Here is a 13,409-nt window from a genome sequence, read left to right on the forward strand (position 1 = left end):
GCGAGGGGTGGACCAGATGACGAGTACCGCGATGCGGCCGGCCGCGCCGAGCGGCCCCGTACCGGAGGCTCCCGTTCCGACACCACCACCGGAAACGACCCCGTCCGGGCTGGCTGGGCTGCTGGAACTCCCCGCGACGGCCGTGCGCGGCGTGATCCGCTCCGCGCGGACCACGCCGGGACTGCTGACCGTGATCGCGGTCGGGTTGGTCGTGCTCACCCTGGTCACCGGGCTGGTCGGCACCATCATGGTGCAGCAGAAGAGCAGCACGACCGAGGACCTGATCGGCCATCGCGAGCCACTGGCCGCCGCCGCGCAGGAGATCTACCGCTCGCTGTCGGACGCCGACGCGACCGCGGCCATCGCCTTCCTGATCACCGGCACCGAGCCACCCGAACTGCGCTCACGCTACGACCAGGACATCGCCCGCGCCGGGGCCGCGCTGTCCAGAGCGGCATCCGACGTCTCCAGCGACGCGGCGGCCAAGGTCAACGTCATCAACCAGCAGTTGCCGGTCTACACCGGCTTGGTCGAGACCGCACGGGCCAACAACCGGCTGGGTTACCCGGTCGGCGCCTCCTACCTGCAGGAGGCGTCGAACCTGATGCACGCCACGATCCTCCCGGCCGCCGGCGATCTCTACCAGATCGACACCGCGGGCCTGGAAAGCCAGCAGAGCGACGCCTGGGGCTTTCCGTGGTTCGCCGCGGTGCTGCTGGTCGGCACGCTCGCGGCGTTGATCGCCACGCAGGTCTACCTCACCCGCCGCACCAACCGGTTGCTCAACGTCGGCCTGGTCGTGGCGACCGGTGCGATGGTGCTGATGCTGTTGTGGGGTTCGGTGGCGCTCGTGGTGCAGGCCATCCTGGTGGGCAACGGCCAGGACGACGGCAGCCATCCGGTGGACGTGCTCGTCCGCGCGAGAGCCGCCGCCGTGCAGGCCCGCGGCGACGAGACCATGACACTGGTCGCGAGGGGCGCCGGCGGGGACTACGAAGTGGACTTCCAGAAGCTGGCGCCGCAGTTCACGGGCCTGCTGAGCGAAGCGAAGGGGTTGGTGACCGGCGATGCCGCGAACCAGCTCCAGACCGCGATCGACAACGCGAACAACTGGCTGACCACGCACAAGGACCTGCGCGCCAAGGACGATGGCGGCTGGTATGTCGACGCGGTCAAGGAAGCCGTCGACACCTCGGTGCCGAACAGCGCCGCGACCTCCTTCGCGAACGTGGACACCGCGCTGGGCAACGCGATCAACGACGGCAGGCAGAGCTTCGTGGACTACACCGACGACGGGGCCAAAGCGCTCACATTGCTGGCTCCCGGCGTAGCGGCGCTCGCGGTGGTAGCCGCGGGTGGAGTGACCATCGGGATCCGGGACCGGCTTAGGGAGTACCGCTGATGATCAGACGCTCCAGCCTGGGCACGCTGCTGGCGGCGGTCGCGCTGCTCGCGGTGGGCTGCGGCAGCGTGCGCACGCCGGTCGACCCGGCGCCGGTCCATGACGTGCGGGAGCCGGCCCCGGCGAGTGTCGGCGGGGCGGACACCAGTGGTGGCGGCTCGAGTTCGCCCGACTGCGACACCCGGAGCCTGTCACCGAGTTCGGGGATTTCGGCCGGTTCGACCATGGCCACGATCAAACAGCGCGGGCGGCTGGTCGTCGGAGTGGACCAGACCACCTACCTGTTCGGCTTCCTCAATCCGGCCACCGGTGAATTCGAGGGTTTCGACATCGACATCGTGAAGCAGATCGCCTCCGCGTTGTTCGGGGACTGGCACAACCACGTGCAGTTCAAGGCGATTCCTTCGTCGGCCCGGGAAAGCATGTTGTCCAGTGGGCAGGTCGACGTGGTGGTGCGTACCTACAGCATCACCTGTGACCGGTTGAAGAAGGTCAATTTTTCGTCCGTGTACTACCAGGCGGGCCAGCGCGTGCTGGTGGAAAAGAATTCCGGCTTCACCGGGCTGAACGATCTTCGTGGCAAGAAGGTGTGCGCGGCGAAGGCGTCCACTTCGTTGAAAACGCTTTCGCAGTCCCCGATGCGACCGGTTCCGGTGTCGGTGAACAACTGGTCGGACTGTCTGGTGATGCTGCAGCAAGGGCAGGTGGATGCGGTGTCCACCGACGACGTGATCCTCGCCGGAATGGCCCGCCAGGACCCGAACCTCGAGGTGGTCGGCGACCGTTTCACCCAGGAGAATTACGGCGTGGGGATTCCGAAGGGCCACGAGGACATGGTGCGTTACGTCAACTACGTGCTCGACAACGTGCGCAACGGAAGTGCGTGGCGGGAGAGCTACAACACCTGGCTGCTGTCGCAACTCGGCCCCGCCTCGCCGCCGCCCGTGTCGTATCAGTCCTGAGAGGGTGGGGAGGACCATGTCGGAAGAACCACGTCGTCCGCGGCACGCGGCGTCGGACGACGAACCCATTTCCGGTCATCTCGACGAGCCATCGGGCACCGGCTGGAAGCGGTCCGTCGACGAGTTGACCGGCTCACAGGAGCCGCCCCGGGCCGCCCGGCCCGCGGGAGCGCCCGAGCAACCCGCGCGGATGCCGGAACAACCGACGCGAGCGCCGGCCGCACCGCCCCCTCGGCCCGCCGATCCGGACCCGCAGATGACCAGCGTGCTCGCCGCGCCCGCACCGCCGACGCAGAGCATCTTGCCGCCGGCGCCGCCGCCCGAGCAGAGCCTGGAACTGCCCGACCCCGGCACGGAAAGCGTGCTCCCGGAGAGCACCAGCGGCAGCGTCCCCGGAACGGGCACCGGCACGGGAACCGGGGCCGGCACCGGCTCCAGCGCTTTCCCCGGCACGTCCCGGCGGACGGGGCGGCGCACCTCGCGGCGCGGCCGGCTCGGCGCCGGCCTGGTCGAGGTGCCACCGGTGCCCTACCGCGACCCCGCGTCGGCGGTGCTCACCAATCCGATGGTGTCGGAGGAGAAGCGCTACTGCGGGAACTGCTCCGGGAAGGTCGGCCGGGGCGGGGCCGGCCCCGAAGGCGTGTGCGGCAACTGTGGCACGCCGTACTCCTTCGTGCCGAAGTTGACCCAGGGAGACATGGTCGGCGGCCAGTACGAAGTGCTGGGGGCGCTTGCCTACGGCGGTCTCGGCTGGATCTACCTGGCGAAGGACCACAACGTCAACGGCCGCTGGGTCGTCCTCAAAGGACTGATCGACACCGGTGACGCGAACGCGATGGCCGCGGCGGTGAACGAGACCAGGTTCCTGGCCGAGGTCGAGCACCCGAACATCGTCAAGATCTACAACTTCGTGCAGCACCCCGACCCGAAGACCGGGCATTCGGTGGGCTACATCGTGATGGAGTACATCGGCGGGCAGTCGCTCCGGCAGATCGCGCTGGAGCACCATCGCAGGACCGGCAGACCGGAGCCGCTGCCGATCGGCCAGGTCATCGCCTACGGCCTGGAAATCCTGCCCGCGCTCGGTTACCTGCACAGCCAGAACCTGCTCTACTGCGACCTCAAACCGGACAACGTCATCCAGACCCACGAGCAGCTCAAGCTCATCGACATGGGCGCCGTGCGCCGGATGGACGACTACTCCAGCCCGCTGTTCTTCACCACCGGTTACAGCGCTCCGGAACTGGCCCGCCAGGGCGCATCGGTCGCTTCCGACCTGTACACCGTGGGGCGCACGCTGGCCGTGCTCAGCTTCGAGTTCAACGGCTACACCACGAAGTACAAGGACCGGCTGCCGAGCCCGGACGACGTGCCGCTGTTCAAGCTTTTCGGTTCCTACCACCGGTTCCTCAAGCGGGCCACGCATCCCGACCCCGACCGCCGGTTCATCTCCGCCGAGGACATGGCCGACCAGCTCGCCGGCGTGCTGCGCGAGATCATGGCGCTGGGCACCGGAAAAGCGCGGCCCGGTGCGTCCACTGTCTTCGGTCCGGAGTCCAATGCCTTCGGGGTGGACCTGGTCGTCCCGGACGCCCCCGTGGCCGCGGGCCGCGCCGTCAAGGTGCCGCTGCCGGACGCGGTCGAGGTGGTGGGCGGCCTGCCGATCCCGCAGGTCGACACCAGCGACTCCGGCGCGGGCGTGCTGGCCACCACGACGGTGCTCGACCCGCAGGGCGCGATCGACGCGCTGGTCAGCGCCCCACGCCAGTCGATCGAGGTCCGGCTGCGGATCGTGCGCGCCAGGATCGAGCTTGGTGAGCTGGCCGAGGCGAACAGGCAGTTGCAGGCCGCGCAGTACCTGGCGATCCGCGCCGGGTACCCGCACGACTGGCGGATCGACTGGCACCGCGGTCTGATCGAGCTGGCGGGCGGGCGGCAGCGTGTCGCGCAGGTGGCCTTCGAAGCGGTCTACGACGACCTGCCGGGCGAAATCGCACCGAAGCTCGCGCTCGCGGTGAGCGCCGAAGGGGTCGGCGACTACTTCGCCGCGTCGCGTCTGTACGAGCTCGTCTGGCGCACGGACAGGTCGTATGTCAGCGCCGCTTTCGGGCTGGCCCGGGTGTATCTGGCGCAGGGAGCGCGGTCGAGCGCGGTCGAGGTGCTGGAGTCGGTGCCCTCGTCGTCGACGCACTACGTCGCGGCCCAGGTGGCGGCGATCAAGATCAGGACGCGGGCGACGGGGAACGGGACGGTGTCGGAGGCCGATCTCGCCGACGCCAGCGCCCGGCTGGAGCGCCTCAGGCTCGACGCCGAGCGCCACACGCGGCTCGCCGCCGAGGTGCTGGAGGCCGCGTTCGAACTGGTTCGGTCGGTGCCGCCGGGGCACCAGAGCCCGACCATGGTGCTCGGCTGTGCACTGTCCGAACGCGACATCCGATTCGGACTTGAACGCTGTTACCGTTCACTGGCGCGCCTCGCGGACAGTGCGACCGACCGCATCACGCTGGTCGACCGCGCGAACTTCATCCGTCCCCGCACCTTGACCTGAGTTCAGGGGTCGATCTCCCAGGATTCTTCCCTGTGGCGGCGGAACTTTTGCAGCGCGTCGGGGTGGCCGTGCGTGGTGAAGTGCTCGAAGCCGACCTCGACGAACAGGCACTGGCCCAGAGGGCGACCGGCCCGCCTTCGGCGCTCGCGTAGATCTCGCGCCCGGCGACGCCGTCGACCTTCGCCGTGATGTACAGGGCCGAGCCGACCGGCACCGCGCGTACGAAGTCGGTCTCCAGCCTGCCCGTCACCGCGGGACGCCGCGGCATTTTGCCGACGGTCGAGCCGAGCGCCTCGTCGAACGCGCAGGCCAGTAGCCCGCCGTGGGTGAGTCCGGGCGCACCCTGATGTGCCTCGGCGAATTTCGAGTGGACATGTGCCCGTTCGCCCACTGTGGACTATGTGCAGCCCACCTTCCAGGTCACCGCACCCGAAGCACCTGTCGTAGTGCGTGTCCAGCTTGGTACCCGGCCCCGGCGCCTCCGGATGCGGCGTCGTTCTTCGCTCACCGGGACACGTCATCGCGGTGATTGAAGAGACAAGAACCGAGAGAAGCGAGAAAATTGCTACCCATAGCGGATATGGTGCGAACTTCGAGCGCTGATACGGAACTGAAGGAGGTCGGGGTAGATGACGGAAGCAGCGGCTCAGACGGAGGAAATCGACCGCAGAACGGTCAAGCGGGCCGTTCTCGCCTCGGCGATGGGTAACGCAACCGAATGGTACGACTACGGTGTGTTCACTTCCGGCGCGATCGCTGCGAGTATAGGAACGGTGTTCTTTCCGGGTGGGAGCGGCACCGCGGTGCTGAAATCGCTCGCACTGGTCGCGATCGGATTCCTGGTGCGGCCCTTCGGCGGCGCGTTCTTCGGCCCGCTCGGCGACAAGATCGGCCGCCAGCGGGTGCTGGCGCTGACCATCCTGTTGATGTCCGGATGCACCTTCCTGGTCGGCTGCCTGCCGACCTACTCGGCGATCGGGTTCGCCGCACCGGTGCTGGTGGTGCTGTTGCGGCTGATCCAGGGTTTCTCGACCGGCGGTGAGTACGGCGGCGCGGCGACGTTCATCGCCGAGTACGCCCCGACCAGGCGTCGCGGGTTCTGGGGCAGCTTCCTGGAGTTCGGCACGCTGACCGGGTACGTGCTCGGCAACGCGGTCGTCCTGACCGTGACGCTGTCCTTCTCCGCCGCGGAAGTGGAGAGCTGGGCGTGGCGGATTCCGTTCTTCATCGCCCTGCCGCTCGGTCTCATCGGGCTGTACCTGCGGTCGAAGCTGGAGGACACCCCGGAGTTCAAGCGGCTGGAAGCGGCCGGGGAGAAGGCGGAGAAGGCGCCGCTGCGGGAGACCCTGGTGCAGAACTGGCGGATGATCCTGAACCTGGTCGGCATCGTGCTGCTGCTGAACATCGCCGACTACATGCTGCTCACGACCATGCCGACCTACTTCACGGATACCCTGAAGATCAACGACAACACCGCCACGGTGATCATCATCGGGGTGGAGGTCGTGCAGATGGCGCTCATCGCGCCGCTGGGCGCACTGTCCGACCGGATCGGCCGCAAGCCGATGCTGCTCACCGCGGCGATCGGGTTCCTCGTGCTCAGCTACCCGTCGATCAAGCTCATGCAGAGCGGGAGCATCGCGCTGCTGGTCGTCGGGTTCGGCCTGGTGGCGCTGCTGTTGTTGCTGATGCTGGCGGTGATCGGGTCGACGTTCCCGGCGATGTTCCCGACCCGCGTTCGGTACGGGTCCTTCGCGATCGGCTACAACGTGTCGACCTCGGTCTTCGGCGGCACCTGTGGCTTGGTCGTGACGGCACTGATCCACGCCACGGGCAACGAGGACTGGCCCGCGTTCTACCTCATGATCGCCGCGGCGATCGCGCTGGTGCCGATCCTGCTCATCCCGGAGACCGCGCGGGTGCCCATCTCGAAGATCGACGTCCAGGCCACGCCGGCGCGGGGCGTCGCCACCGCCCGGTGACCCGACGCGGGTCACGCCCCTGGTCCGCGTGGGCGTGACCCGCGTTGAACACTCTTCACCGCCACGGCAAGATAGGGAACTCCAGGAGGAGGATGCGGGAACAGATGACCGAACCTACAGAGCTGTCGGGCATAGCGGAGGCGGCCCGGTTGCTGGACGACCAGACACAGCAACTCACGCCGGTCCCGGCGTGGCTGAACGAAGTGGGCGGAACGGAGCTTCCGCCGAACCCGCCGGACCCTCGCAAGTAGCGGCGCGAAGCGCCGTCCTACCTGAAGAGGCCCGGCACGCTGGGTGGCTCATCGCGGGTTGAGCCTCCCACTTGTTGGCGGGCGCCGCCTGATGCGGCGCCTCCGCCACGAGGAATGCGCCGAAATCGCGTAGAACTCCCGGCCCTTGGATCAGCTGTTCAGTGCCGACAGCTTGGTCCAGGCGGCCCAGGAGTACGTCCAGTCCGAGTAGTCGCCGTCGGACGGGGTCAACGGCTGCGTGCTGCCCGTGATCTCCACGGGGTCGCCGACGAGCGCGCCGTCGTAGTACTCCTTGGCCCGCGCCGGGGAGAGGTTCACGCACCCGTGCGACACGTTCCGCTTGCCCTGAGCCCACATCGACGCGGCCAGGCCGTGGATGAACTCGCCGTTGTTGGAGATCCGCACCGCCCACGGCACGTTGACGTCGAAGTAGTTGTAGCGCGGGTTGCTCATCGAGTAGGTGGCGAACTTCCCCATCACGACGTGGGTGCCGCTGTGGGTGACCCGGCCGGGGTCGGAGTCGAGTCCGAAGCTGGCCGGGTAGTCGGCGATCTGCCGGCCGTCCCTGATCACCTGGATGTGGTGGGTTCGGGTATCGCCCTTGACGACCTGGGAACGGCCGATGGTGAAGCCGGCGGTCACATCCTCCTTGCCGTAGGTGCCGTTGCCGAAGCTCGCCCCGTAGATCTTCGCCGCGACCTTGACCTGCGTGCCTGGCTGGAAGTAGTCCTTGGGCCGCCAGTGCACCGAGGTGTCGGAGAGCCAGGCCCACGAGCCCTCGGTCTTCGGTGTGGTCTCCACGGACAGCTGGCGCTCCACGGCGGCCTTGTCGGTGACCTTGCTGCTGAAGGTGAGCGCGATCGGGACGGCGATGCCGTAGGTCTGGTCGTCGCCGACGTTGAGGCTGCCGGAGATCTGCTTCTTCGGCGTCACCGTGGTGAACGAACCGGAGATCTCGACCGGCTTGTTGTCCGTGCCGGTCGCGGTGCCGTGCCAGGTGTAGCTCTTGCCGTAGCCGAGCGGCTCGCTGGTGGACCAGCTCGTCCTGTCGTCGGCGAGTTGGCCGGCAACGGTGCCGCCGCCCGGCTTGGCAAGCGTGACGTTGTCGATCTTTCCGTTGGAAACGATGACCTTCACCGGATCGGTGGGCGCGATTCCCGCGGCGCCGTTCGCGGGTGTGGTGGTGAACTTCGCCGGTTCGGCGGAGGTGGCTGCCTGGCCGCCACCGTTGGGCACGGCCGAAGCCGGATTCGTGGTTGTGGTCGGCGAGCCGCCACAGGCGCTGACCCCCAGCGCGGCGGCGAGGATGAGGCCGACCAGTGCCGGCGTCCGGCGCGCGATTCTGTGCGTAAGCAACTTGTCCCTACCCTTTGTCCCCTTAGTGCCCACAAGACGCCTGCCCGAGCGCCCGCGTTGATCCTCAAAGGGGTGATAGACGTCACGTTCCCCACACTGATACATCGCTCACCGGCGCAAAGTCAGCCTATCGGGTCTGTTCGTGGATCTTGCCACGATCGCGGTACGACGTTTCGGTGACATCGAGGAACGGTCGCCGCGAGGGGTTCAGATTTCGCCAGATCCCGGTAGGCTTCGTGGCAGGCCGTCGTTTTGCGTGTTCGTGGCTTCACACTCGCGGAACTTCTGACGCGGGCCCGGAGCCGAACACGCTCTTTGCTCGTCTCGTTGGAACCGCCCGGGGCGGCCCGGTCGCCGGTTCACCCGGCTGCCGATGCGGATGTAACGAGGAGTAAAGCGGTGGCGCAAGGCACTGTGAAGTGGTTCAACGCCGAGAAGGGCTTTGGCTTCATCGCCCAGGACGGTGGCGAAGGCGATGTCTTCGTACACTACTCGGAGATCGACGGGCGCGGCTTCCGCACCCTCGAGGAGAACCAGCGCGTGGAGTTCGAGGTCGGGCAGGGTCAGAAGGGCCCGCAGGCCCAGAAGGTGCGCGTGATCTGACCCTTCCTGCCACGAACGTCGCAAGCCCCCGGCGGGTCATCCGCCGGGGGCTTGTTCTTGGGCGAGTCGCGGCTAGGCCGGGTCGTTCCAGTTCTGGTTGAACACGTGTTGATCGGTGTCCAGGGTCCCGGAGTGGTCGCTGAACTGGCGGCGCTGTTCGGAGGCGGCCTGAGCTTCCCACGAGAGCCGCTCCAGCACCCAGTCGCGGGCGAGGGCCTGTGGGGAGGTTCCCCGCTCCTGTGCCAGGTCCCGCAGTTGCGCACTGGCGACCAGGTTCATCCGCAGCTGGTAGACCTGCGCCTCGCCGAACCGCTTGCCGGTGCCCGTGCTCTCCGGATCGGATTCGGGAGCGAGCGCCGCGAGGTAGCTGGTCAGCTCGTGGTCTTCGGCGGCGGTGTCAACCTCCTTGGCCGGCGTGTTCCGGTGACGCCCGGGGTTGACCGCCTTGAGGGCTGTCCGGGTGCTGAGACGTCCTAGTGATGGAAGAGGCACTTGGACACGATAACGTTTGGATCTCGGCGCTCGATCAACTGTGATCCAAGACACACGCCGAGTTGGTGCCCAGCTACTCCATTCGAGCTGCCGTGTGCCCGAAAGTAGCAACCTGCCCTCAACTCGCGGAAATCTCCCCAAGCGGGTCCTGGCAGAACCTCTCGGGGCGTTGAGAAGGCACGAACGTACTGACCCGAACAATGGAGGACCCCCGCGCCAGGGGGAGGAACGCGGGGGTCGGAGGGGATCTCCACAGGCGCTGACCGGGGGTGTGTCAGCAAGTCGATTGTTACACGACTCGGGCCTGGTCCGCGAGTGGTGAGCTCGAAAAAGTACGGCGAACGGCCAAGTGGTCGTCGGGAGTAGTTCATCCCATCGTGGCTGTGCGTACGGGGCGGGCGCAGGAGGTTCACTCTGCGGGGGGCTGTGGCGAGCTGTTCCCGATCGCTAGCCTCGCGCCAAGTCGCTTGCGTGCGGGCAACGTCGAGGAGGAGCCATGAGCGGGTCGGTGGAAGTTCGACAGTTCCTCCTTCGGTGTGAAGGGGGCGACGCCGGAGGCGGCGTGCCCTCCCAGCGCGCCGGGCAGGCGGATGCTCCGCGGGTGTCGGACGACCAGGTGCGGCGGGCGCGGCTGGCGGTGGCGGCCGGGGCACTCGACGCCGAGGACTGTGCGCAGTTGCTGGACATGCTGGGGCTGGTGCCGGACGAGCACGGCCAGGTTCCCGTGCAGCGCTGACGTTTCTGATGCGCGGTTGAGTCCGCCGGATGGTGTGGCCAGGGGTGCGCCCCCTGGCCACACCCCTGGAAGGGCGAACATACCGGCCTGCTCACTGGCTGGGCAAATGATTTCGGCCGATTGTGGCGTGCACCTGCGCTTCGAACAGGTTCGGTAACGATGTTGTAATTGCCTGCGAAGATAAGGAGTGGGCATGTCGAGCATCGAGACCGCACGCGAGATGCGGCCGATTGTCCAGGTCTGGGGCGGGAAGTTCATGACCTCGCCGGAGCTGGCCGAAGTGGAGAGCGAGCGCGGTGTCGGCCGGCGCGCCCTGTACCTGCGGGGCCGCTCCGCCGTTTTGGGGGACCCGCCACCGGCGGTGGTGGCCGAACTGTTCGGGATCTTTCCCCGCTGGCTGTCGGATCTCGTGATTCCCGCGGCCACAAGGGCGATCACCGCCGACGCCGCTGTCGAGGCCTACGTCGAGGCGCTCGAGCGCTGGGCCAAGGCGCACCTGGCCGGGATCGAGCGTCCGGAACGGCTGGCGGAGTTGCTTCTCGCGCTCGTCCAAAAGGCTGACGCGAGCGGACTCGCGCTGTTCGCCGGATGGCAGCGGGTCCCCCCACCCGCAGACGCTCTCGCGCGCGTCGGGTTCGGGCTGATGGTGCTGAGGGAGTATCGCGGTGGCCTGCATTTCGCGGCCCTGCGCGCGGTCGGGGTCACCGTGCCCGAGGCTGTCGTGGCGGACCCCGAGGGTGGCCGTACGCGGCTGCTCCGCACGGCATGGTCGCCCGAGCAGGCGGACGAGCTGGTTGCCCGCGCACAGGCCAACGTAGACCTGCTCGACCGATGGCGCCGCGCCGAAGACCTCACCGACGAGCGGGTGGCCGAGCTGTTGGAGGCCGCGCTGTCGGCCGAGGAACGGGCGGAACTGCTTGACCTGCTGAGGAAACTCGAGCCGACCATGACTGGCTCGAGAACTTCCGGAGTTCCGCGGCCCCCTGTCGTACGCGAGGAGTGACCGGTCCCACATCGACGTGATCCAGGCCGCGTCCAGTGGAGGCCCTGCGACGTTGAGCGCGTTTGCCCAGGTCGGCGGCCTGTTGGGGGTTAAGGGGATACCCGTTTGGAACACGCAGGGGGCGTGCCCTATGCTGGTACTCGCTCCCGGGGGGACCCTGAGAGCGCGGTCGGTCGGTTCGCCGAAAACCGGCTGAGCTCCCATCGTCCAGCGGCCTAGGACTCCGCCCTTTCAAGGCGGCAACGCGGGTTCGAATCCCGTTGGGAGTACGCAGTACAGCAAGGCCCTGTGGCGCAGTTGGTTAGCGCGTCGCCCTGTCACGGCGAAGGTCGCGGGTTCGAGTCCCGTCAGGGTCGCAACACGTCTGGCAGACCGCCGGCGTTTCCGGCCAGGTAGCTCAGTTGGTACGAGCGTCCGCCTGAAAAGCGGAAGGTCGCCGGTTCGACCCCGGCCCTGGCCACTCTCGTGAGAACCGCTTTGACGCAGGTCAAGGCGGTTTTTTCGTGTCTGCGGGTGATCTTGGTCTTGACCGGTGTTGACCTTGGTTGACCGCCGGTTGCCGTTGCTTGGGGCACGTGGGGGGCACGGCAAGTCAGCACGTTCAGGAGTTCGGCTCGCGTCCACAGAGCCGTCTGGTTGGGTCCTGCTGGCGTGCGGCGCATCGTGCCTCCTGTGGTGAGCCGACAATGGCGGTAAAGGACTTGGTGGCTACTCGCCCCCGTTCCCCTCGCCCTTGCCGCACCTAGCGCTGTGACGGCGGTGTCAAGGGTGGGCCTTGGCCCATCGCGTCAGCGACGCCGTAGGCGCCCTTGATGCCGGTGGCACAGCGTTAGACGATCAGAAGCGAGGGACCCTGGGTGAACCGCGGCTGCACAGTCGTTGCGCGGATTGGTCGCGGTGGTTCTGCGCGCCGCCGTTGGCTGCGTTGCCGGGCACGGTTGTCCGGTTGTGCCGCGCGGCTCGCCGGGCGGAGCGGAGCGGCAGCCCGGCTTGTGCCGCGACGCGGCACCCGCCCGGCTCTCAACGTGGCCGGCCTCGCGCGCCGCCGACGGCGGCGCGCCTTGATCCCATAGAGCCAAGTTCGGCAAGCAACGACCAAGGTAACCATGGCTCAGGGTCGCTGATGTGGCCGTTACGGTGGTGGCATGGACCTGGTGACTTGGTCGACGGAGGTAGCTGGCGGCAAGCTTGCTGACGCGTTACCTCGTCGGTGGGCGCATGTGCAGGGTGTTCGTGAGCGTGCGCGGATGGCTGCGCCGGTCTTTGGCTCGGACGGTGAGTTGCTGGTGGCGGCGGGGGTGCTGCACGACGTTGGGTATGCGCCAGAGCTGGTGGATACCGGGTTCCATCCGATCGACGGTGCGCGTTACTTGCGAAGCTTGGGTGCGCCGGAACGGCTGGTGCACCTGGTGGCGCACCATTCATGTGCGGCTGTGGAGGCTGAGCTACGGGGTTTGTCCGCGGAGCTGGCCGAATTCGAGGATGAGAAGACCCCACTTCGGGACGCCCTGTGGTGGGCCGACTTGACAACGACACCTGACGGCGGGCCGACGACCATTGAAGATCGGGTACGGGAGATAACCGAGCGGTACGGCGCGGAACACGTGGTTTCCCGGTTTGTTCGGCGAGCGTGGCCGGAATTGCTTGGTGCCGTTGAGCGTACAAGCGACAGGGTGGAAGCTAGCTCTGGTCAGGGTTGAGGCCGCCGACGACGTCGTTGAGATAGTCGGTGATGCGTGCTCTGATGCGGGGATGCATGTTGAGTGCGAGAACTTCGCTGACGGGAGCGAATTTCAGCTCTTTGGATTCGTCGCTGATCTTCAATTCGCCTTCGATTAGGTCGCACGCGATGCAGACCGAGAATTCTTGCCGTACTTCGCCGTCACTGTAGGCGAATACGTGCCTGGGATCCGAGTAGACCGCGATGACATGACGCGGTTTCACGCGTAGTCCGGTTTCTTCGTAGACTTCGCGCGCTACTGTCTCCGCGATCGATTCGCCGAATTCCATCTGGCCGCCGGGCAGTGCCCAGAGGTCGTTGTCGGTTCGCCGGTGTACCAGGATGTCGCCGTGC

12 protein-coding genes, 3 tRNA genes and 1 pseudogene are annotated in these 13,409 nt (G+C 67.4%); 12 read left to right on the top strand and 4 right to left on the bottom strand.

Annotation, left to right across the window (positions count from 1 at the left end; all coding sequences use genetic code 11):
* Window positions 1-16 precede the first annotated feature (16 nt).
* The 3 genes from VJT49_RS08125 to VJT49_RS08135 are packed head-to-tail and all read left to right on the top strand — an operon-like array spanning window position 17 to window position 4,912.
* On the top strand, window positions 17-1,402 hold the full coding sequence (locus tag VJT49_RS08125; RefSeq protein ID WP_324164099.1) for a hypothetical protein: 1,386 nt from the start codon (window positions 17-19) through the stop codon (window positions 1,400-1,402).
* Window positions 1,402-2,364 (top strand): glutamate ABC transporter substrate-binding protein, encoded by a 963-nt coding sequence (locus VJT49_RS08130; protein WP_324164100.1) that lies wholly within the window; start codon window positions 1,402-1,404, stop codon window positions 2,362-2,364. The genes VJT49_RS08125 and VJT49_RS08130 overlap by 1 nt, the downstream gene beginning before the upstream one ends.
* Window positions 2,365-2,380: 16 nt before the next feature.
* A complete protein-coding gene (locus VJT49_RS08135) occupies window positions 2,381-4,912 on the top strand; it encodes a serine/threonine-protein kinase (protein ID WP_324164101.1) in 2,532 nt (843 codons plus the stop codon).
* Window positions 4,913-4,914: 2 nt separating this feature from the next.
* Here the strand turns inward: VJT49_RS08135 and VJT49_RS08140 are convergent.
* Window positions 4,915-5,433 (bottom strand): annotated as a pseudogene (locus tag VJT49_RS08140) (PaaI family thioesterase).
* A gap of 108 nt (window positions 5,434-5,541) precedes the next feature.
* Between VJT49_RS08140 and VJT49_RS08145 the strand changes: the two are divergent.
* Window positions 5,542-6,894 carry an MFS transporter gene (locus tag VJT49_RS08145; protein ID WP_324164102.1) on the top strand — a complete coding sequence of 451 codons (1,353 nt, stop codon included), beginning with the start codon at window positions 5,542-5,544 and terminating at the stop codon, window positions 6,892-6,894.
* Window positions 6,895-6,998: 104 nt separating this feature from the next.
* A complete protein-coding gene (locus tag VJT49_RS08150; RefSeq protein WP_324164103.1) occupies window positions 6,999-7,145 on the top strand; it encodes a hypothetical protein in 147 nt (48 codons plus the stop codon).
* Window positions 7,146-7,295: 150 nt separating this feature from the next.
* Here VJT49_RS08150 and VJT49_RS08155 read toward each other — a convergent pair whose 3' ends face one another.
* Window positions 7,296-8,501: a L,D-transpeptidase gene (locus VJT49_RS08155; RefSeq protein ID WP_324164104.1), complete on the bottom strand. Its 1,206-nt coding sequence runs from the start codon at window positions 8,499-8,501 to the stop codon at window positions 7,296-7,298.
* A 399-nt stretch (window positions 8,502-8,900) separates the two neighbouring features.
* Between VJT49_RS08155 and VJT49_RS08160 the strand changes: the two genes are divergently transcribed.
* On the top strand, window positions 8,901-9,104 hold the full coding sequence (locus VJT49_RS08160) for a cold-shock protein (RefSeq protein ID WP_027941311.1): 204 nt from the start codon (window positions 8,901-8,903) through the stop codon (window positions 9,102-9,104).
* A 72-nt stretch (window positions 9,105-9,176) separates the two neighbouring features.
* Here VJT49_RS08160 and VJT49_RS08165 read toward each other — a convergent pair whose 3' ends face one another.
* On the bottom strand, window positions 9,177-9,596 hold the full coding sequence (locus tag VJT49_RS08165) for a hypothetical protein (protein ID WP_324164105.1): 420 nt from the start codon (window positions 9,594-9,596) through the stop codon (window positions 9,177-9,179).
* 496 nt (window positions 9,597-10,092) lie between these two features.
* Between VJT49_RS08165 and VJT49_RS08170 the strand changes: the two genes are divergently transcribed.
* The 6 genes from VJT49_RS08170 (at window position 10,093) to VJT49_RS08195 (ending at window position 13,035) form a co-directional block, all read left to right on the top strand.
* The gene (locus VJT49_RS08170) at window positions 10,093-10,332 is read left to right on the top strand and encodes a hypothetical protein (protein WP_324164106.1); all 240 of its coding nucleotides are present in this window, start codon (window positions 10,093-10,095) and stop codon (window positions 10,330-10,332) included.
* A 193-nt stretch (window positions 10,333-10,525) separates the two neighbouring features.
* Complete coding sequence (locus VJT49_RS08175; RefSeq protein WP_324164107.1) at window positions 10,526-11,335, top strand: SCO6745 family protein; 810 nt, start codon at window positions 10,526-10,528, stop codon at window positions 11,333-11,335.
* A 196-nt stretch (window positions 11,336-11,531) separates the two neighbouring features.
* Window positions 11,532-11,604: transfer RNA gene (locus VJT49_RS08180), tRNA-Glu, on the top strand.
* Between the two features lie 13 nt (window positions 11,605-11,617).
* Window positions 11,618-11,691, top strand: a tRNA-Asp gene (locus VJT49_RS08185).
* A 30-nt stretch (window positions 11,692-11,721) separates the two neighbouring features.
* A tRNA-Phe gene (locus VJT49_RS08190) sits at window positions 11,722-11,795 on the top strand.
* A gap of 685 nt (window positions 11,796-12,480) precedes the next feature.
* On the top strand, window positions 12,481-13,035 hold the full coding sequence (locus VJT49_RS08195) for an HD domain-containing protein (protein WP_324164108.1): 555 nt from the start codon (window positions 12,481-12,483) through the stop codon (window positions 13,033-13,035).
* On the opposite strand, the gene VJT49_RS08200 is transcribed toward VJT49_RS08195, so the two are convergent.
* Window positions 13,016-13,409, bottom strand: a 394-nt coding sequence (locus VJT49_RS08200) for an NUDIX domain-containing protein (protein ID WP_324164109.1), incomplete at its 5' end; no start/stop codon positions are given. The genes VJT49_RS08195 and VJT49_RS08200 overlap by 20 nt on opposite strands.

Origin of the sequence: Amycolatopsis sp. (assembly GCF_035276945.1) — a bacterium.
In the GTDB taxonomy this organism is placed as follows: Bacteria; Actinomycetota; Actinomycetes; order Mycobacteriales; family Pseudonocardiaceae; genus Amycolatopsis_E.